The following is a 20,009-nucleotide window of genomic DNA, read 5'->3' on the forward strand; positions in this document are numbered from 1 at the left end:
AATTAGCAATTTCAAACTTTATTAATTTAACCTTAACCACAATCTATTATGAAAAAACCTATTGTAAGATTATTTTTTCTTACTGCAATTACAACCTTTTTGTATTCTTGTACAAATGAAACGAATGATGTTGACGCTAAAGCAGAAAGTCAGCAATTTAAAATTATCAACGTGACTCACCACGATGGAAAACCTTTTAGCACCGGAGCTTCTTTATCATCTCCAACCGGAAAATATGTAGACAATCCGGGCGGAGGGGTAATGATGCAGGCCTTTTACTGGGACGTTCCTGCGGGCGGAAACTGGTGGAATACCGTAAAAGGAAAAGTGACTGCCTGGGGAAATGCCGGAATTGGCTCTATCTGGCTTCCACCCGCTTCTAAAGCTCAAAATGGAGCATTTTCTATGGGATATGATCCAACGGATTATTTTGATTTTGGAGATTACAATCAAAATGGAAGTACCGAAACTCGTTTTGGTTCTAAAGCAGAATTAGTAAGCCTAATAACGTCTGCTCACACCGAAAACATAAAAGTGTATGCCGATATCGTAATTAATCATAACAGCGGCGGTCAATCTGAAGCAAATCCGTATACAGGCACTAGCACGTGGACAAATTTCAGTGGTGTTGCTTCTGGAAAATTTACACGTAATTATAATGACTTTTATAAAAACAGCTACGGAAATAATGATGAAGGCTCATTTGGCGGTTTTCCTGATTTATGTCACGCAAATCCTCATGTTCAGGACTGGCTTTGGCTGAGAGCTGACGGAGTTGGTAAATATTACAAAAATACCATGAAGTTTGACGGCTGGAGATTTGACTACGTAAAAGGATTTGGCGCGTGGGTTGTAAATTCATGGAACGCTAATGTAGGCGGATTTTCGGTTGGAGAATTATGGGATTCAAACGTAAATATATTAAATGACTGGGCAAATGCTGCTAATAGCTCTGTTTTTGACTTTGCATGTTATTATAAAATGAATGATGCTTTTGACGGTAATAATCTGGCGCTTTTAAATGATGATATGATGTGGAAAAGAAATCCTTATAAAGCGGTGACTTTTGTAACGAATCATGATACAGATGAAATTTGGAGCAAAATGCTGGCGTATTCTTATATTTTAACTCACGAAGGTTATCCAACAATTTTCTACAGAGATTATGAAGAATGGCTGGATAAAGCGAAATTAAACAACTTGATCTGGATTCACAACAATAAAGCAACAGGTACAACTTCTATTTTATATTCTGATAATGATGAATATGTAGCAAGAAGAAACGGTTATAACGGAAATCCGGGGTTAGTAGTTTACATCAATAATTCTGATGCTTGGCAGGAAAGATGGATTCAAACCAATTGGGCTAATACACAAATTAAAGATTTTACCGGAAATTCAACTTGGTATCCAACAACTCAGGCAGATAAATGGGTAAAAATTCAATGTCCGCCAAAAGGATATTCTGTTTGGTCAATTAACCAATAATTTATTTTTCAATATCAATGTAAGGCTGTTTTTAAAAACAGCCTTATTTTTTTATAAAAAGTATTGTTTTGAAAACTTATCGCTTTCAATTTAAGAACTGAATATTTTTATTAAGCCGTAATTAATAGTACTTTTGCAACCTATTTATACAAAATATGAGCTTTTTAAAAGAAATACAACGCAGAAGAACATTTGGAATTATATCGCATCCCGATGCCGGTAAAACAACATTAACGGAAAAATTATTGTTATTTGGAGGGGCGATTCAGGAAGCTGGAGCTGTAAAAAATAATAAAATTAAAAAAGGAGCAACGAGTGACTTTATGGAAATCGAACGCCAGAGAGGTATTTCGGTTTCGACTTCTGTACTTGCTTTTAATTATAAAGATAAAAAAATCAACATTCTTGATACTCCCGGACACAAGGATTTTGCCGAAGATACTTTTAGAACTCTTACTGCTGTTGATAGTGTAATTGTGGTTATTGACGTTGCAAAAGGGGTTGAGGAACAAACGGAAAAATTGGTTGCTGTTTGTAGAATGCGTAACATTCCTATGATTGTTTTCATCAATAAGTTAGACCGTGAAGGTAAAGATGCTTTTGATTTGATGGATGAAGTGGAGCAAAAATTGGGATTAAAAGTTACGCCTTTAAGTTTCCCTATTGGAATGGGTTATGATTTTCAGGGTATTTATAATCTTTGGGAAGAAAACATCAATCTTTTCAGCGGAGACAGCCGTAAAAATATCGAAGAAACTATTGCTTTCTCTGATGTTCAAAACAATCCTGAACTAGATAAAATTGTTGGTCAAAAAGCTGCCGAAAAACTTCGTGAAGAATTAGAATTAATTGATGAAGTTTATCCAAAATTTGAGCGTCAGGATTATTTAGATGGAAAAATCCAGCCTGTATTTTTTGGTTCTGCATTAAATAATTTTGGAGTTCGCGAATTGTTAGATTGTTTCGTTGCAATTGCTCCTTCACCAAGACCAAAAGATTCTGAAACTCGTTTGGTTGATCCGGCAGAAGAAAAAATGTCTGGTTTTGTATTTAAAATTCACGCTAACATGGATCCGAAACACCGTGACCGTTTAGCTTTTATAAAAATTGTTTCTGGAACTTTTGAAAGAAACAAACCTTATTACCACGTTCGTCAAAAGAAAAATTTAAAATTCTCAAGCCCGAATGCTTTTTTCGCAGAGAAAAAAGAAATCGTTGATATTTCTTATCCTGGAGATATTGTTGGTTTACACGATACAGGAAACTTTAAAATTGGTGATACTTTAACTGAAGGTGAAGTAATGAGCTTTAAAGGAATTCCGAGTTTCTCTCCAGAACACTTTAGATACATCAACAACGCCGATCCTATGAAAGCTAAGCAATTAGAAAAAGGAGTCGATCAGTTAATGGATGAAGGTGTAGCGCAGTTGTTTACTTTAGAGATGAATAATCGTAAAGTTATTGGAACAGTTGGAGCGCTTCAATATGAGGTAATTCAATATCGTTTAGAGCACGAATATGGTGCAAAATGTACTTACGAAAATTTCCCTGTTCACAAAGCTTGCTGGGTAAAACCTGATGATGCTAAAAATGAAGAGTTCAAAGAATTTAAACGTATCAAACAAAAATTCCTTGCGCATGATAAATATGGTCAATTGGTATTTTTAGCCGATTCTGATTTTACTATTCAAATGACACAAAGTAAATATCCAAGTGTGAAATTATACTTTACTTCTGAATTTGATTAATCACTTCTTTAGAAAATATAAAAAGGCTGTCTACTATTAGACAGCCTTTTTTCATTACAATCCCCAACATTTTGTTTTATTGATCTGTATAATTAATTCCTAATCCGCCGGCAATATAAATTTTAGTCAGCTCATCTGCATCAACAATTATATTTTGTGATAAAACATTATTTTTAACTGCTTTTATAGTAAAAGGTATTTCTTTTGAAAGATAATAATCACTTCCTGAAATCGTAACTATTAGCGTTTTGCTGTTTTTTGAAACTTGTGCCGCTATAGAAAATTCTCCAGTTTTTGGATTTACTTTCACAGGAGTTTCTGAACCATTAACAGATAATATTAAATCTGGATATGTTTCTTTATTAAAAGGTTTATGTGTTTTTGCTTCTAATAATTTTCCTTTTACTGTTATCAAAACTTCTTCGTTTACTGTTTGGTTATATGCTACTTTGCCTAATTTGTACATAGGCTCTGCACAAACTTTTTCGATTTTAACAGGTTCTTTTTCTTGTGCAGTAAGATTTGAAGCAAGTAAAACAGTTGCTGCAACTGCTGCATATTTTAAAGTATTTATTTTAGAAGTTTCACTGTATTCAAATTGTTCTTCAAGCTGCGTTGTTTTTAATCGTGCACAAATGTTTGCATCTTTATTTCCGGCAATGAACCTTGCAACTTCAGAATTTGATTTTTTACTTAAATCAATTACATTTTTCATGCATGAATCACAAAATGAACCACCAGCGTTAGGAATCATTTTATCAAAATTTTCAGAACAAGGATTTTTTATTTCTAAGGTGAATTTCTTTTTCATACTATACTTTATTTAAGTTAAAACCTTTGTTAATGGTTCTTACTTATATAGAGTACATTTTAAATAAAAAGGTTGGGAAGGGATAAAAATATTTTCGAATTATAAATTGATTCATTCATTTTTAGGCATAAAAAAAGCGCTAATTTGATTAGCGTTTTTTTTTAATTTGAATTAAATCAACCTTACTAAGTCATTATATTTCAAAAATTAATCTTTCATAGGCAGAGCCAAATTAGAACAATATAACTACGCAGGAAAATTTAGTCGATTAAAGTATATTAAATCAGATTAACTACATTTATTGTAACTCTACTCCAAAAAAAAAAAGCCCCATTAAAATGGAGCTTTAAAATTTATGCTTGTCCTGCCGGACCAAAATTAAGCGGTATTGGTGCTTGTTCCGTTTCTTTGATTTCGCCGTGAGCAGCCTCAAATCTATGGATATTTTCACCTATTGCTCTTAATAATCTTTTAGCATGTTGTGGTGTCAAGACAATTCTTGACTTTACCTTGGCTTTAGGAATACCCGGCATAATGCTGACAAAATCTAAAACAAACTCTGATGATGAGTGATTGATAATCGCAAGATTAGAATAAATTCCTTCTGCAATACTTTCGTCTAACTCAATGTTAATTTGCTCTTGTTGTTGTTTCGGATTACTCATAGTTTCCTAATTAATAAATGTATTCTTCTTTATTAGCCATCATTTCATTGTAATCGTCTTTAGATCCTACGATAGTGTTATCATATTCTCTCATACCAGTTCCCGCAGGAATTCTGTGTCCAACAATTACATTTTCTTTTAATCCTTCTAGATCATCTACTTTACCAGCTACTGCAGCTTCGTTAAGTACTTTCGTTGTCTCCTGGAATGAAGCCGCAGAAATGAATGATTTAGTTTGTAACGAAGCTCTTGTAATACCTTGAAGAACTGGCGTTGCAGTTGCAGTAATTACGTCTCTTGCTACAACAAGATTTTTATCATTTCGTTTCAATAATGAATTCTCATCACGTAACTCACGAGGTGAAATAATCTGACCTGGTTTCAATACAGCAGAATCTCCAGCGTCTTCAACTACTTTCATACCGTATAATTTATCGTTTTGAACGATGAAATCTTTAGTGTGAATTAATTGATCTTCTAGGAATAATGTATCTCCTGGATCTTGAACTCTTACTTTACGCATCATTTGACGAATAACTACCTCAAAGTGCTTGTCATTAATTTTTACCCCTTGTAAACGGTAAACCTCTTGAATTTCATTTACCAAGTACTGTTGAACAGCAGCCGGTCCTTGAATTCTCAAGATATCATCTGGTGTAATTGCACCGTCAGACAATGGAACTCCCGCTCTTACGAAGTCATTTTCTTGTACTAAGATCTGGCTAGAAAGTTTAACTAAATACTTTTTAATCTCACCAAATTTAGATTCGATAACGATCTCACGGTTACCTCTTTTGATTTTTCCAAAAGAAACAACACCATCAATTTCAGATACAACTGCTGGGTTTGAAGGGTTACGAGCCTCTAAAAGCTCAGTAATTCTTGGTAAACCTCCCGTGATATCGCCTGCTTTAGAAGAACGACGTGGGATTTTCACTAATACTTTACCTGCTTTAATTTTCTCACCGTTTTCAACCATTAAGTGTGCACCTACTGGTAAGTTGTAAGAACGAATTAATTCACCTTCTTTACCATAAACTAATAACGTTGGGATTAATTTTTTATTTCTAGCCTCAGAAATTACTTTTTCCTGGAAACCAGTCTGCTCATCGATCTCTACCATGAATGATTGTCCTTGCTCTAAATCCTCGTAAGCAATCTTACCAGTAAACTCAGAAACAATTACACCATTATAAGGGTCCCACTTACAGATTACAGTTCCTTTAGCAACAGTTTCTCCATCTTTAACAAAGATACTAGAACCGTAAGGAATGTTATGTGTATTTAAGACGATTCCAGTTTTCTCATCAACTAATTTTAATTCAGTTGAACGTGATACTACGATATCTACCGCATTACCTTCGCTGTCTTCACCTTTAACAGTTTTTAAATCTTCAATTTCAAGTCTACCGTTGAATCTTGTAATAATACTAGATTCTTCAGAAATACCTCCGGCAACCCCTCCAACGTGGAACGTACGAAGTGTTAACTGTGTACCTGGCTCTCCAATAGACTGAGCTGCAATAACTCCGACAGCTTCACCTCTTTGTGTCATCTTACCAGTAGCTAAGTTTCTACCGTAACATTTAGCACAAATACCTTTTAAAGCCTCACAAGTTAATGGAGATCTAACCTCTACTTTTTCAATTGGAGAAGCTTCGATAGTTCTCATAATTGCTTCAGTAATTTGCTGTCCAGATTGAACCATTACTTCATTAGTAAGTGGGTTTATAACATCTTGCAATGCAACACGTCCTAAAATTCTTTCTCCTAATGATTCAACGATTTCCTCGTTTTTCTTCAATGCAGAAACTTCAACACCTCTTAAAGTTCCACAATCTTCGATGTTAACAATAACATCTTGAGAAACGTCATGAAGCCTTCTTGTTAAGTATCCGGCATCGGCCGTTTTAAGAGCCGTATCCGCAAGTCCTTTACGAGCACCGTGAGTAGAAATAAAGTACTCAAGAATCGAAAGACCTTCCTTAAAGTTAGAAAGAATCGGGTTTTCAATAATCTCACCACCACCAGCAGTAGATTTTTTAGGCTTAGCCATCAAACCACGCATACCAGTTAACTGACGAATCTGTTCCTTAGAACCCCTCGCCCCAGAGTCAAGCATCATATATACAGAGTTGAAACCTTGTTGGTCTTCTCTAATATTTTTCATTGCTAATTCTGTTAACTGAGCATTTGCTGAAGTCCATACGTCAATAACTTGGTTGTAACGCTCGTTATTCGTAATAAGACCCATGTTATAATTCACAGAAATACCTTCAACTTGCTCTCTGGCATCTGCAATTAATTTTGTTTTTTGTTCTGGAATTCTAATATCACCTAAAGAGAATGATAAACCTCCTCTAAATGCGAATTTATACCCCATATCTTTCATATTATCCAAGAAAGCTGCCGTTGTAGGTACATCAGTCACACTTAAAATGTGCCCGATAATATCTCTAAGGTTTTTCTTAGTCAATACGTCATTGATATATCCAGCTGCTTCAGGTACTACTTCATTAAATAATACACGTCCTGCAGTTGTTTGAATAATTTTGTACACTAATTCTCCAGCGTCATTAAAATCTTTAGCTCTAATTTTCACACGAGCATTCAATTCTAATCTTCCTTCGTTTAATGCAATGTTTACTTCTTCAGCAGAATAGAAAGTCAAATCCTGACCTAAAATAATGTGATCTTCTGTAGAAATACGCTCTTTGGTCATATAATATAGACCCAAAACCATGTCCTGAGAAGGTACCGTAATAGGAGCACCATTTGCAGGGTTCAAGATATTGTGAGAAGCCAACATTAATAATTGAGCCTCTAAAATAGCTTCTGGTCCTAAAGGTAAGTGAACCGCCATCTGATCCCCGTCGAAATCGGCGTTAAAAGCCGTACAAACTAATGGGTGTAACTGGATCGCTTTTCCTTCAATTAATTTTGGCTGGAAAGCCTGAATACCAAGTCTGTGCAAAGTAGGAGCACGGTTCAGTAATACTGGGTGTCCTTTAATTACATTTTCTAAAATATCCCAAACTACCGGCTCTTTTTTGTCAATGATTTTCTTAGCAGATTTTACTGTTTTTACAATACCTCTTTCAATCAATTTACGGATAACGAAAGGTTTGTATAACTCAGATGCCATATCTTTTGGCAATCCGCATTCGAATAATTTTAACTCAGGACCAACAACAATTACCGAACGAGCAGAATAATCCACACGTTTTCCAAGTAAGTTTTGACGGAAACGTCCTTGCTTACCTTTTAAGGAATCAGATAATGATTTCAATGGTCTGTTAGATTCTGTTTTAACAGCAGAAGCTTTACGAGTGTTATCAAATAATGAATCTACAGATTCTTGTAACATACGTTTCTCGTTTCTTAAGATAACTTCTGGAGCTTTAATCTCCATTAATCTTTTTAAACGGTTGTTACGGATGATTACACGACGGTATAAGTCGTTCAAATCTGAAGTTGCAAAACGACCTCCATCAAGCGGCACAAGCGGACGTAATTCTGGTGGGATAACTGGAACCACTTTCATAATCATCCATTCTGGACGGTTTTCGCGGTTTTCGTTAGACTCACGGAAAGACTCAACAACTTGTAATCTTTTTAAAGCTTCAGTTTTACGTTGTTTAGATGTTTCGTTGTTAGCACTGTGTCTTAATTCATAAGATAAAGCATCTAAGTCAATACGAGCCAATAAATCCATAATACACTCTGCTCCCATTTTGGCAACAAATTTATTTGGATCTAAATCATCTAAATATTGGTTTTCCTGCGGAAGAGTATCTAAAATATTTAAATATTCTTCTTCAGTTAAGAAATCTAGTCTTTGTAAAGATTCTCCATCTGCATTTTTAGCAATACCCGCTTGAATTACTACGTATCTTTCGTAGTAAATGATCATATCTAATTTCTTAGATGGAAGACCAAGGATATAACCAATTTTGTTTGGAAGAGAACGGAAGTACCAGATATGAGCAATTGGCACAACAAGGTTGATGTGTCCTACTCTATCACGACGTACTTTTTTCTCAGTAACTTCAACACCACAACGGTCGCAAATGATACCTTTGTAACGAATTCTTTTGTATTTACCACAAGCACATTCAAAATCCTTAACAGGTCCGAAGATTCTTTCGCAGAAAAGTCCGTCACGTTCTGGTTTGTGAGTTCTGTAGTTGATTGTTTCTGGCTTTAAAACCTCTCCTCTTGATTCTTTCAAGATAGATTCTGGTGAAGCCAATCCAATAGAGATTTTGTTAAATCTTTTAATTGGATTCTTATCTTTATTATTTCTATTATTCATCATAGTTTTTACTATTGATTTACTTGCTATTAAAAATTGATTTAGATTCACAATCTACATCTTTCAAAAAGTTCCCTTTTAAAAAGAGTTAAATCATTACGCTTACCACGAGTTACTTCTCTAAACTTCAAACTTAATTTGAAGCGCTAGTTATAAAATGCCTTGCATTATTATAAAAAATCGGAACGGGTTACGGGTATAAATCTTAAAAACTCTAATATTTAGTCACAGTTAGCAGTCTCAGTTTTCAGTACGGAACTGAATGCTGAGACTGCGACTGAAAACTTTTATTACTCTTCCAAACGAAGATCTAATCCTAGACCTTTCAATTCGTGCATTAATACATTGAATGATTCTGGTAAACCTGGTTCTGGCATAGTTTCTCCCTTAACGATAGCTTCGTAAGTTTTAGCTCTACCAATAACATCATCAGACTTAACAGTTAAGATTTCACGTAGTGTACTAGAAGCTCCATAAGCCTCAAGTGCCCAAACCTCCATCTCTCCAAAACGCTGACCTCCAAATTGAGCTTTACCTCCAAGTGGCTGCTGCGTAATTAATGAGTATGGTCCGATAGAACGTGCGTGCATCTTATCATCAACCATGTGTCCTAATTTAAGCATGTAAATTACACCCACAGTTGCTTTTTGTGCAAAACGCTCTCCAGTTCCACCATCATAAAGGTATGTATGTCCAAAACGTGGTACGTTAGCTTCATCAGTCAAGGCATTGATCTCGTCAAGAGAAGCACCGTCAAAAATTGGAGTAGCAAATTTTCTACCCAAGTTCATACCAGCCCATCCAAGAACAGTTTCATAAATCTGACCAATGTTCATACGTGAAGGTACCCCAAGTGGATTCAATACGATATCTACCGGTGTTCCATCTTCTAAGAAAGGCATATCTTCATGACGAACGATTCTTGCAACAATACCTTTGTTACCGTGACGTCCAGCCATTTTATCCCCTACTTTCAACTTACGTTTTTTAGCGATATAGATTTTAGCCAATTTCAAGATTCCAGATGGTAATTCATCTCCAACTGTAATAGTGAATTTTTCTCTTCTTAAAGATCCTTGTAAGTCGTTCAGCTTAATTTTATAGTTATGAATTAAATCATTAACCATTTTATTTGTAGCGTCATCAGCAACCCATTGACCTTTGCTTAAGTGAGCAAAATCCTCTACTGCGTAAAGCATTTTTTGAGTATATTTTTTACCTTTTGGTAAAACTTCTTCACCCAAATCATTCATTACACCTTGAGAAGTTTTTCCGTTAACGATCAAGAATAATTTTTCAACTAATCTGTCTTTTAATTCAACAAATTTAGTTTCAAATTCCATTTCTAAAGCGCCTAAAGCATCTTTATCCTGAGTACGTTTACGTTTATCTTTTACGGCTCTTGCAAATAATTTTTTGTCAAGAACTACACCATGTAAAGATGGAGAAGCTTTTAATGAAGCATCTTTTACATCACCTGCTTTATCCCCGAAGATTGCACGAAGCAATTTCTCCTCTGGAGTAGGATCTGATTCTCCTTTTGGTGTAATTTTTCCGATCAAAATGTCGCCAGGTTTAACCTCTGCTCCAATTCTAATCATACCGTTTTCATCTAAATCTTTAGTAGCTTCTTCAGAAACGTTAGGAATATCGTTTGTTAACTCTTCGTTTCCTAACTTAGTATCTCTAACCTCTAATGAATAATCATCAACGTGGATAGATGTAAAAATATCATCACGAACTACTTTTTCAGAAATTACAATCGCATCCTCGAAGTTGTACCCTTTCCATGGCATGAACGCAACTTTTAAGTTTCTACCTAAAGCTAATTCACCATTTTGAGTAGCATATCCTTCTGATAATACTTGTCCAGGAATAACTCTGTCACCTTTTCTTACGATTGGTTTCAAGTTAATACTTGTACCTTGATTGGTTTTTCTAAATTTAATAAGGTTGTATGTTTTCTCATCAGCATCAAAACTAACCATTCTCTCGTCTTCTGTACGATCGTATTTAATAGTAATGATATTAGCATCAACATATTCAACAGTTCCATGCCCTTCAGCATTGATTAATACTCTTGAATCTGAAGCTACCTGACGCTCTAAACCTGTACCTACAATTGGTGCTTCAGGACGGATCAAAGGAACTGCCTGACGCATCATGTTAGATCCCATCAACGCACGGTTCGCATCATCATGCTCCAAGAAAGGAATCAATGACGCAGAAATAGATGCAATCTGATTAGGAGCAACGTCTGTATAATGAACTACAGATGGTTCAACAACCGGAAAGTCACCTTCCTCACGAGCAATAACATTGCTAGCTGTAATTTTACCAGTTTCATCCATTTCAATGTTTGCCTGAGCAATCATTTTACCTTCTTCTTCTTCAGCACTTAAGTAAATTGGAGTACTTTCTAAATCAACTACACCATTAGTTACTTTACGGTATGGAGTTTCGATGAATCCCATTCCGTTTACTTTTGCATAAACACCAAGAGATGAAATCAAACCAATGTTTGGTCCCTCAGGAGTTTCAATCGGACATAAACGACCATAGTGAGTATAGTGAACGTCACGAACCTCGAATCCAGCTCTCTCTCTCGAAAGCCCACCTGGTCCAAGTGCAGAAAGTCTTCTTTTGTGCGTAATCTCAGCTAATGGATTCGTTTGATCCATAAATTGAGATAACTGGTTAGTTCCAAAGAAAGAGTTGATAACTGATGATAATGTTTTAGCATTGATCAAATCAATTGGTGTAAACACCTCGTTATCTCTAACGTTCATACGCTCTCTAATAGTTCTAGCCATACGTGCTAAACCTACACCGAATTGTTGAGACAATTGTTCACCAACTGTTCTAACACGACGGTTTGATAAGTGATCAATATCATCAATCTCTGCTTTAGAGTTGATCAATTCGATCAAATATTTTACGATTGTAATGATATCCTCTTTAGTAAGCACTTGCTTATCCATAGGGATATCTAAATCTAATTTTTTGTTCATTCTGTAACGACCAACTTCACCTAAGTTATAACGTTGATCAGAGAAGAACAATTTATCTATAATACCACGAGCAGTTTCCTCATCAGGCGGTTCAGCGTTACGCAGCTGACGGTAAATGTGCTCTACAGCTTCTTTTTCAGAGTTTGTTGGATCTTTTTGTAACGTATTGTGGATAATAGCATAATCTGCTTGGTTATTATCCTCTTTGTGTAACAAGATAGATTTAACGTTAGAATCGATGATCTCTTCAACATTATCTTTGTCGATAATTGTATCGCGATCAAGGATGATTTCGTTACGTTCGATAGAAACTACTTCACCAGTATCCTCATCAACGAAATCCTCGTGCCATGTGTTCAATACACGTGCAGCAAGTCTTCTTCCAATATATTTCTTAATACCAGTTTTAGAAACTTTAATTTCTTCTGCTAAGTCGAAAATTTCAAGGATATCCTTATCTCTTTCGAAACCGATAGCACGGAATAAAGTTGTTACAGGTAATTTTTTCTTTCTATCGATATAAGCGTACATTACGCTGTTAATATCTGTAGAGAATTCTATCCAAGATCCTTTAAAAGGAATTACTCTCGCAGAATAAAGTTTAGTTCCATTTGCGTGGAATGACTGTCCAAAGAAAACCCCAGGAGAACGGTGTAATTGTGATACTACTACACGCTCGGCACCATTGATTACAAAAGTACCACTAGGAGTCATATAAGGTATTGTTCCAAGATATACATCTTGTACAATTGTTTCAAAATCTTCGTGTTCTGGATCTGTACAGTATAGTTTTAACCTGGCTTTTAAAGGCACACTATAAGTAAGACCTCTCTCTATACATTCTTGAATTGTATAACGTGGCGGATCAACAAAATAATCTAGGAATTCCAATACAAAGTTGTTTCTTGTATCTGTAATTGGGAAGTTTTCCATGAAGGTATTGTATAACCCTTCGTTGCCTCTTTCGTCAGATTTCGTTTCTAATTGGAAGAAATCCTTAAAAGATTTAACCTGAACATCCAGGAAATCCGGATAGTCAGGAATGTTTTTTGTAGAGGCAAAATTCAATCTTTCAGTCTGATTTGTTATCATCAATGGACAAAATTTTGATTAAAAAAAAGTAATTTTTTTGTGTAAAACACAGTGCTTAGTTTATACTTTCTTTTTAAAACCAATACATCTTTAAAAATAAACAGATAAAATCAGTTCCATTTTTTTTCTTCGTATTGATCAAAAACTTTTTCGTATTTTAAACTATTTGATAATAAAATTTAATGTATTTTATTATACGAAAAATGGTTTAGGCCTTTGAGTGTTAACTCAGGACCTAAACCTAGTTCTTAAAACTGAGTTGAATTATTTAAGCTCAACTACAGCTCCAGCTTCTTCTAATGATTTTTTAAGACCTTCAGCCTCTTCTTTAGAAACACCTTCTTTAACAGTACTTGGAGCACCGTCAACTACATCTTTAGCTTCTTTAAGACCTAAACCTGTAAGTTCTTTAACTAATTTTACAACTGCTAATTTAGAAGCACCAGCTTCTTTTAATACAACTGTAAATTCAGTTTGTGCTTCTTCAGCAGCACCTTCTCCACCACCAGCAGCAACTACTACAGCTGCAGCAGCAGGCTCGATACCATACTCGTCTTTTAATATTGTTGCTAATTCGTTAACTTCTTTAACTGTTAAGTTAACTAATTGTTCTGCGAATTGTTTCAAATCTGCCATTTTTTCTATCGTTTAAAATGATTTGTAAAAATATAATTTATTTATTGTGCGCTAATTAAGCAACAAGGAAGCAAGCTTCCCTGCTTTGATTATTATGCTTCAGTTTCTTCTTCGCTACCTGCGAATTTGTTTTGTAAAGCAGAAATAATTCTTTGAGCTGGAGATTGTAATAATCCAATGATTTCTCCAATTAACTCTTCTTTAGACTTGATAGTTGCTAGTGCATCTAATTGGTTATCTCCAATGTAAACTTCATTGTTAATGAAAGCACCTTTTAAAACTGGTTTATCAGATTTCTTACGGAAATCTTTAATGATTTTTCCAGGAGCATTAGCTACATCAGAAATGAAAATAGCACTATTACCAGTCAAAACTGAAGGTAAGTCACCATAATCAGTAGAAGAAGCTTCCATTGCTTTTGCAAGCAAAGTGTTCTTTACAACTTCTAATTTGATACCTGCTTTAAAGCAAGCTCTACGTAAGCTTGAAGTTGTTTCTGCGTTTAAACCAGAAATATCAGATACATAAATGATATTTGTACCAGCTAACTGCGCAGTTAAATTTTCAATCGCGATTGATTTTTCTTCTCTAGTCATACTAAAAATTTTTAACTACCAATTATACTGCTTTTGGGTCTAATGCAATAGCAGGACTCATTGTGCTTGTAAGGTGAATACCTTTAATGTATGTACCTTTAGCAGCAGTTGGTTTAAGTTTTATTAATGTTTGAATAATTTCGTGTGCGTTGTCAACAATTTGCTCAGCTCCAAAAGAAACTTTACCAATTCCTGCGTGAACGATACCAGTTTTATCAACTTTAAAGTCAATTTTACCAGCTTTAACCTCTTGAACAGCTTTTGCAACATCCATAGTTACAGTACCTGTTTTAGGGTTTGGCATTAAACCTCTAGGTCCTAAAATACGACCTAATGGACCTAATTTACCCATAACAGCCGGCATAGTGATGATAACATCAACATCTGTCCAACCATCTTTAATCTTTTGTAAGTAATCATCAAGACCAACGTGATCTGCTCCAGCTTCTCTTGCTTCAGCCTCTTTATCTGGAGTAACCAATGCTAATACTTTAACATCCTTTCCTGTTCCGTGAGGTAAAGTTACTACACCTCTTACCATTTGATTCGCTTTTCTTGGATCAACACCCAAACGCACTGCGATATCAACAGACTCATCAAATTTTGCAGAAGCAACAACTTTCAATAATGCCGCAGCATCTTTTAGAGAGTATAATTTGTTCTTTTCAATTTTTGAAGCAGCCTCTTTTTGCTTTTTTGTTAATTTTGCCATGTCTTTTTCTTAATTAAAAAGGAGCATCTCCTGATACAGTTATACCCATAGATCTAGCTGTTCCAGCAACCATACTCATTGCTTTTTCTACTGTAAAAGCATTTAAGTCAGGCATTTTGTCTTCAGCAATAGCTCTAATTTGTTCCCAAGTAACACTAGCTACTTTTTTACGATTAGGCTCACCAGAACCAGATTTTAGCTTTGCAGCTTCCATTAACTGAACTGCTGCTGGAGGAGTCTTAACAACAAAATCGAATGATTTGTCTTTGTACACAGTGATTTGCACTGGACAAATTTTGCCAGGTTTATCCTGAGTTCTAGCATTAAATTGCTTACAGAACTCCATGATATTAACCCCAGCAGCTCCTAAAGCAGGTCCAACCGGTGGCGACGGGTTCGCAGCACCTCCCTTAACTTGTAGTTTAACTACCTTACTAATTTCTTTAGCCATTTTTAAAAAATTTAATACACAATCAATTGGAAGCGATTGTGATAGATATTATATGTAACAAAAAATTATACTTTTTCAACTTGCATAAAACTCAATTCTAATGGAGTTTTTCTTCCGAAAATCTTAACCATTACTTCAAGTTTACGCTTTTCTTCATTGATTTTTTCAACCGTTCCATTGAAACCATTAAAAGGACCATCGATCACTTTTACTGTTTCACCTAAGCTGAAAGGAATAGCACGAGTATCTGTATTAACAGCTAGCTCATCTACCTTACCTAACATACGATTTACCTCAGACAATCTCAAAGGAACAGGTTCTCCTCCTTTAATCTCACCTAAGAAACCAATTACACTTGTAATAGATTTAATAATATGAGGTATCTCACCAACTAAGTTAGCTTCAATCATAACGTATCCAGGAAAATATACTTTATCCTTAGACATCTTTTTTCCCTCTTTTACAGTAACTACTTTTTCAGTAGGCACTAAAACCTGGGAAACATAATCCTCCATCCCTAGTCTGGCAATCTCGGTTTCGATGTAAGCTTTAACCTTATTTTCCTGGCCGCTTACTGCTCTAACCACATACCATTTTTTCACATTATTATCTGCCATCACAAAAAAATTATCCTTTTAACCAGTTAAAAAATCCAGCCAAAGCTTTTGCAAAAAATTCGTCTACTCCCCAAGTTGCCAAAGCGAACAGAATCGAAAATACAGCCACAACAATTGTCAATTTTTGAACTTCAGCCCAAGCTGGCCAAGTAACATTTGACTTTAATTCTTCGAAAGCCTCTGATAAATAATTAGTAACTTTTGTCATTTGATATAATTTTTATTGCACGGGCGGAGGGATTCGAACCCCCATCAACGGTTTTGGAGACCGCTATTCTACCCTTGAACTACGCCCGTAATTAAAAGCCAGTGATTTCGATAAGAAAATCAACTGGCTTTTTATAATTTGTTATAGGATTATCCTATGATTTCAGTCACCTGACCTGCACCTACAGTTCTACCACCTTCACGGATAGCAAAACGTAAACCTACGCTCATTGCGATTGGGCTTAATAAAGCAACATTGATAGTCAAGTTATCTCCTGGCATTACCATCTCTACTCCTTCTGGTAAAGTAATAACTCCTGTTACGTCAGTTGTACGTACGTAGAACTGTGGACGGTAGTTATTATGGAATGGAGTATGACGTCCACCTTCTTCTTTTTTCAAGATATAAACCTCAGCTTTGAAAGTAGCGTGTGGTTTTACTGATCCTGGCTTAATGATAACCATTCCTCTTTTGATAGATTCTTTATCAATACCTCTTAACAATAAACCTACGTTATCTCCAGCTTCACCTCTATCAAGGATTTTACGGAACATTTCAACTCCTGTAATAGTAGAAGTTAATTTATCAGCTCCCATACCAATGATTTCAACAGCATCACCTGTATTAGCAATACCAGTTTCGATACGACCTGTAGCAACAGTTCCACGACCAGTAATTGTAAATACGTCCTCAACTGGCATCAAGAATGGTTTAGCAACGTCACGCACTGGCTCTTCGATCCAAGCATCAACAGCTTCCATTAATTCAATGATTTTTGGCACCCAAGCAGGATCATTATTCAATCCTCCTAAAGCAGAACCTTGAACAACAGGACCATTATCTCCATCATATTCGTAGAAAGATAATAAATCTCTAATTTCCATTTCAACAAGCTCTAACAACTCAGCATCATCAACCATATCCACTTTGTTCATGAAAACAACGATTCTTGGAATACCAACCTGACGTCCTAAAAGGATGTGCTCACGAGTTTGTGGCATTGGACCATCTGTAGCAGCAACTACTAAGATAGCTCCGTCCATTTGAGCTGCTCCAGTAACCATGTTCTTTACGTAATCCGCGTGACCTGGACAGTCAACGTGAGCGTAGTGACGGTTAGCTGTTTCATACTCTACGTGAGATGTATTAATAGTAATACCTCTTTCTTTCTCCTCTGGAGCGTTATCGATTTGATCAAACGATTTTGCTTGACAGTAACCAGCATCTGACAATACTTTTGTAATTGCAGCAGTTAATGTAGTTTTTCCGTGATCCACGTGTCCAATTGTACCTATGTTTAAGTGCGGTTTGGAACGATTAAAATTCTCCTTTGCCATTTTACTTAATTTTTAATCTTAGTTATATATTAATTTTCAATTTCCTACTTACTTGAGCCAATGTCGGGATTTGAACCCGAGACCTCTTCCTTACCAAGGAAGCACTCTACCCCTGAGCTACACCGGCAGAGAGTTCTGATTTTAGATTCTTGAATTCAGATTTTAGATTTTGAAAATCTAAAATCTAAAATCCGAAATCTTAACTTCTTTTTTTTTGTGGGGAGAGCAGGATTCGAACCTGCGAAGTTCACACAGCAGATTTACAGTCTGCCCTCGTTGGCCGCTTGAGTATCTCCCCGAATAATTTTAGACTTTAAATTTTAGATTTTAGATTTCTCCAAATCATATTTTTTGTCCTAAATTTCTGTTTTCCAATATTTTAAAAGAACCGATTTCAAATCGCATTTGAAATATTTTTGAGCCGATAGAGGGACTCGAACCCACGACCTGCTGATTACAAATCAGCTGCTCTAGCCAGCTGAGCTACATCGGCGAATACATTAAAAAAGTCCGCTATTTCTAACGGACTGCAAATGTAGCTATTTTATCTTTGAATCAAAACATTTTTTAAAAAAAATTTCAATTAAATATGTGCTCTTATTTTTTCTTTCCTTTTTACCAGTAAACGTTCTAAAGATTCTGCCGAAAGCTCAACTGCTTCTTCAAACGATTTGCATTGCTTTTTAACCAAAAATTCATCTCCCGGAACATTAATCTTAATCTCTACCGCCTTATTCTCCTTATCACTTGTTCTTTCAACTTTTAAAAAAACATCAGCCGAAACAACTCGGTCGTAATACTTTTCCAGCTTATCCATTCTTTCTTGAATAAAATCCACCAATTTTCTGTCGACAGTAAAGTTAACTGCATGAACATCTACCTTCATAATAATTATTTTAGGGTTAAACATTTCAGAGTTATTACTTATTTCTTGGATGAGCATCTGAATAAACTTTTTTAAGTTCTGCTAAACTATTATGAGTATAAACTTGCGTAGATGCCAAACTCGAATGCCCTAATAACTCCTTAACTGAATTTAAATCTGCTCCGTTATTTAATAAGTGAGTCGCAAAAGTATGCCGTAGCACGTGAGGACTTTTTTTTACCTTTTCAGAGACCCTACTAAAGTAACAATTTATTAATCGATACACAAACGATTCACTCAATTTTAACCCTTTTTTCGAAATAAAAAAATAATCAGAATCTTTGATTTCTTCAACCTCCACTCTTTCTTTTAAATACAAATTAATCTGATCTGCAACTATGGGCAAAAGCGGAATAATTCGCTCTTTGTTTCTTTTCCCTAACACCTTAATAAGATTCGAAGACAAATCAACATTCTTCATCATTAAACCTATTAATTCTGCACGACGCATTCCCGTTGTATAAAAAAGGTCAACAATAAGCTTATCTCTAATATCCTCAAATCCGGACGGAGAATCTACCCCAAGCATTAAATCATTTACTTCTTTTTCTGAAAATGGAATCTGGACAATTTTAGGAGTTTTAAGCGCTTTATGCTTAAGCATTGGATTTACTTCTATCTGCTTAATCTTTAAAAGAAATTTATAAAAGGCTTTTAAGGAAGCCATTTTTCGATTTACAGAAACATTAGAAATTTCCTGATCGACTAAAGAAACAATCCAGCTTCTTATTTGACTATAATTAACCTTCTCAACATTATCCTGCTCGAAACGGGATTTATTAAATTCTTCAAAAAAACCAATATCATTCAAATAAGCATTAACTGTATGTGGAGAATATTTTTTCTCCAACTGTAAATAATCACGAAAAGCTTCTTTGTTTGATTTCATAAGAAAGATTTTTTTCGATTTATACCTATTATATATAAATCATCAGAAGATTTTTAAAATAAAAAAACCGTTAGCATCAAAGTTAAAACTTTTTGATCACTAACGGTAATTATTTTTGAAAAGCGAAATACTAACTTTCTAAACTATCTTTCAAAGTTTGAATGTAAGCAGCTTTTTGAATTTGAGCTCTTTTTACAACAGAAGGCTTAATAAAAGCAGTACGTGCTCTTAATTGACGAACAGTTCCTGTTTTATCAAATTTTCTTTTATAGCGCTTTAATGCTCTATCGATATTTTCTCCGTCTTTAATTGGTATAATTAACATAATATAGACACCTCCTCTCGTTAAGGCTGCAAATGTAAAAATTAATTATTAATTATGAGTTATAAATTGTGATTTTTTTTCTGAGAGAATAGAGCATAGAAAATAGAGAATAGACGGAGCTTCTTTACTCTTTACTCTTTACTCTTTACTCTTTACTCTTTACTCTTTACTCTTTACTCTTTA

At 35.1% G+C, this 20,009-nt stretch carries 16 protein-coding genes and 4 tRNA genes; 2 read left to right on the top strand and 18 right to left on the bottom strand.

The genetic code is table 11. The features are described from left to right. The first annotated feature begins 48 nt into the window (after positions 1 to 48). Both ACODSB_RS18625 and ACODSB_RS18630 read left to right on the top strand, forming a co-directional pair. Entirely contained in the window at positions 49 to 1,488 is a 1,440-nt protein-coding gene (locus ACODSB_RS18625; protein WP_488938137.1) for an alpha-amylase, read from the top strand. Between the two features lie 155 nt (positions 1,489 to 1,643). Then, positions 1,644 to 3,236: a peptide chain release factor 3 gene (locus ACODSB_RS18630; RefSeq protein WP_053472300.1), complete on the top strand. Its 1,593-nt coding sequence runs from the start codon at positions 1,644 to 1,646 to the stop codon at positions 3,234 to 3,236. Positions 3,237 to 3,312: 76 nt separating this feature from the next. Here ACODSB_RS18630 and ACODSB_RS18635 read toward each other — a convergent pair whose 3' ends face one another. The 18 genes from ACODSB_RS18635 to rpsU all read right to left on the bottom strand — a co-directional run bounded on the left by ACODSB_RS18635 (position 3,313) and on the right by rpsU (position 19,826). Beyond that, positions 3,313 to 4,047, bottom strand: coding sequence for a hypothetical protein (locus ACODSB_RS18635; protein WP_488938138.1), 735 nt, complete (start codon positions 4,045 to 4,047; stop codon positions 3,313 to 3,315). A 353-nt stretch (positions 4,048 to 4,400) separates the two neighbouring features. After that, positions 4,401 to 4,712 (bottom strand): DUF3467 domain-containing protein, encoded by a 312-nt coding sequence (locus ACODSB_RS18640; protein ID WP_053472302.1) that lies wholly within the window; start codon positions 4,710 to 4,712, stop codon positions 4,401 to 4,403. 10 nt (positions 4,713 to 4,722) lie between these two features. Continuing rightward, the gene (gene rpoC, locus ACODSB_RS18645; RefSeq protein WP_053472303.1) at positions 4,723 to 9,030 is read right to left on the bottom strand and encodes a DNA-directed RNA polymerase subunit beta'; all 4,308 of its coding nucleotides are present in this window, start codon (positions 9,028 to 9,030) and stop codon (positions 4,723 to 4,725) included. A 287-nt stretch (positions 9,031 to 9,317) separates the two neighbouring features. Then, positions 9,318 to 13,130, bottom strand: coding sequence for a DNA-directed RNA polymerase subunit beta (gene rpoB / locus ACODSB_RS18650; RefSeq protein ID WP_053472304.1), 3,813 nt, complete (start codon positions 13,128 to 13,130; stop codon positions 9,318 to 9,320). 264 nt (positions 13,131 to 13,394) lie between these two features. Continuing rightward, positions 13,395 to 13,766, bottom strand: a complete 372-nt coding sequence (gene rplL, locus ACODSB_RS18655) for a 50S ribosomal protein L7/L12 (protein WP_025572412.1) — start codon at positions 13,764 to 13,766, stop codon at positions 13,395 to 13,397. Between the two features lie 92 nt (positions 13,767 to 13,858). Next, complete coding sequence (rplJ, locus tag ACODSB_RS18660) at positions 13,859 to 14,362, bottom strand: 50S ribosomal protein L10 (protein WP_053472305.1); 504 nt, start codon at positions 14,360 to 14,362, stop codon at positions 13,859 to 13,861. Between the two features lie 22 nt (positions 14,363 to 14,384). Next, entirely contained in the window at positions 14,385 to 15,074 is a 690-nt protein-coding gene (gene rplA / locus ACODSB_RS18665; protein ID WP_012024013.1) for a 50S ribosomal protein L1, read from the bottom strand. A gap of 13 nt (positions 15,075 to 15,087) precedes the next feature. Continuing rightward, the gene (gene rplK, locus ACODSB_RS18670; protein ID WP_026713295.1) at positions 15,088 to 15,525 is read right to left on the bottom strand and encodes a 50S ribosomal protein L11; all 438 of its coding nucleotides are present in this window, start codon (positions 15,523 to 15,525) and stop codon (positions 15,088 to 15,090) included. 65 nt (positions 15,526 to 15,590) lie between these two features. Then, positions 15,591 to 16,142: a transcription termination/antitermination protein NusG gene (nusG, locus tag ACODSB_RS18675; RefSeq protein WP_031456759.1), complete on the bottom strand. Its 552-nt coding sequence runs from the start codon at positions 16,140 to 16,142 to the stop codon at positions 15,591 to 15,593. A gap of 10 nt (positions 16,143 to 16,152) precedes the next feature. After that, complete coding sequence (gene secE, locus ACODSB_RS18680) at positions 16,153 to 16,350, bottom strand: preprotein translocase subunit SecE (protein ID WP_008466927.1); 198 nt, start codon at positions 16,348 to 16,350, stop codon at positions 16,153 to 16,155. Between the two features lie 18 nt (positions 16,351 to 16,368). Then, positions 16,369 to 16,439 (bottom strand) — tRNA-Trp (locus tag ACODSB_RS18685). Between the two features lie 60 nt (positions 16,440 to 16,499). Further along, complete coding sequence (gene tuf, locus ACODSB_RS18690; protein WP_053472306.1) at positions 16,500 to 17,687, bottom strand: elongation factor Tu; 1,188 nt, start codon at positions 17,685 to 17,687, stop codon at positions 16,500 to 16,502. Between the two features lie 55 nt (positions 17,688 to 17,742). Then, positions 17,743 to 17,814 (bottom strand) — tRNA-Thr (locus ACODSB_RS18695). Between the two features lie 90 nt (positions 17,815 to 17,904). Then, positions 17,905 to 17,985, bottom strand: a tRNA-Tyr gene (locus tag ACODSB_RS18700). A 121-nt stretch (positions 17,986 to 18,106) separates the two neighbouring features. Next, a tRNA-Thr gene (locus ACODSB_RS18705) sits at positions 18,107 to 18,180 on the bottom strand. Positions 18,181 to 18,270: 90 nt separating this feature from the next. After that, on the bottom strand, positions 18,271 to 18,573 hold the full coding sequence (gene hpf / locus ACODSB_RS18710) for a ribosome hibernation-promoting factor, HPF/YfiA family (RefSeq protein WP_053472330.1): 303 nt from the start codon (positions 18,571 to 18,573) through the stop codon (positions 18,271 to 18,273). A 34-nt stretch (positions 18,574 to 18,607) separates the two neighbouring features. Then, a complete protein-coding gene (locus ACODSB_RS18715) occupies positions 18,608 to 19,501 on the bottom strand; it encodes a tyrosine-type recombinase/integrase (protein ID WP_488938139.1) in 894 nt (297 codons plus the stop codon). A 130-nt stretch (positions 19,502 to 19,631) separates the two neighbouring features. Then, the gene (gene rpsU, locus ACODSB_RS18720; RefSeq protein WP_012024008.1) at positions 19,632 to 19,826 is read right to left on the bottom strand and encodes a 30S ribosomal protein S21; all 195 of its coding nucleotides are present in this window, start codon (positions 19,824 to 19,826) and stop codon (positions 19,632 to 19,634) included. Positions 19,827 to 20,009 lie beyond the last annotated feature (183 nt).

Source organism: Flavobacterium sp. FG68, from assembly GCF_057808895.1.

What these genes read in the sequence shown, in the direction of transcription:
- ACODSB_RS18625 (WP_488938137.1), top strand. Translation starts at nt 49, where the DNA reads ATGAAAAAACCTATTGTAAGATTATTTTTTCTTACTGCAATTACAACC.
- ACODSB_RS18630 (WP_053472300.1), top strand. Translation starts at nt 1,644, where the DNA reads ATGAGCTTTTTAAAAGAAATACAACGCAGAAGAACATTTGGAATTATA.
- ACODSB_RS18635 (WP_488938138.1), bottom strand. Translation starts at nt 4,047, where the DNA reads ATGAAAAAGAAATTCACCTTAGAAATAAAAAATCCTTGTTCTGAAAAT.
- ACODSB_RS18640 (WP_053472302.1), bottom strand. Translation starts at nt 4,712, where the DNA reads ATGAGTAATCCGAAACAACAACAAGAGCAAATTAACATTGAGTTAGAC.
- rpoC (WP_053472303.1), bottom strand. Translation starts at nt 9,030, where the DNA reads ATGATGAATAATAGAAATAATAAAGATAAGAATCCAATTAAAAGATTT.
- rpoB (WP_053472304.1), bottom strand. Translation starts at nt 13,130, where the DNA reads ATGATAACAAATCAGACTGAAAGATTGAATTTTGCCTCTACAAAAAAC.
- rplL (WP_025572412.1), bottom strand. Translation starts at nt 13,766, where the DNA reads ATGGCAGATTTGAAACAATTCGCAGAACAATTAGTTAACTTAACAGTT.
- rplJ (WP_053472305.1), bottom strand. Translation starts at nt 14,362, where the DNA reads ATGACTAGAGAAGAAAAATCAATCGCGATTGAAAATTTAACTGCGCAG.
- rplA (WP_012024013.1), bottom strand. Translation starts at nt 15,074, where the DNA reads ATGGCAAAATTAACAAAAAAGCAAAAAGAGGCTGCTTCAAAAATTGAA.
- rplK (WP_026713295.1), bottom strand. Translation starts at nt 15,525, where the DNA reads ATGGCTAAAGAAATTAGTAAGGTAGTTAAACTACAAGTTAAGGGAGGT.
- nusG (WP_031456759.1), bottom strand. Translation starts at nt 16,142, where the DNA reads ATGGCAGATAATAATGTGAAAAAATGGTATGTGGTTAGAGCAGTAAGC.
- secE (WP_008466927.1), bottom strand. Translation starts at nt 16,350, where the DNA reads ATGACAAAAGTTACTAATTATTTATCAGAGGCTTTCGAAGAATTAAAG.
- tuf (WP_053472306.1), bottom strand. Translation starts at nt 17,687, where the DNA reads ATGGCAAAGGAGAATTTTAATCGTTCCAAACCGCACTTAAACATAGGT.
- hpf (WP_053472330.1), bottom strand. Translation starts at nt 18,573, where the DNA reads ATGAAGGTAGATGTTCATGCAGTTAACTTTACTGTCGACAGAAAATTG.
- ACODSB_RS18715 (WP_488938139.1), bottom strand. Translation starts at nt 19,501, where the DNA reads ATGAAATCAAACAAAGAAGCTTTTCGTGATTATTTACAGTTGGAGAAA.
- rpsU (WP_012024008.1), bottom strand. Translation starts at nt 19,826, where the DNA reads ATGTTAATTATACCAATTAAAGACGGAGAAAATATCGATAGAGCATTA.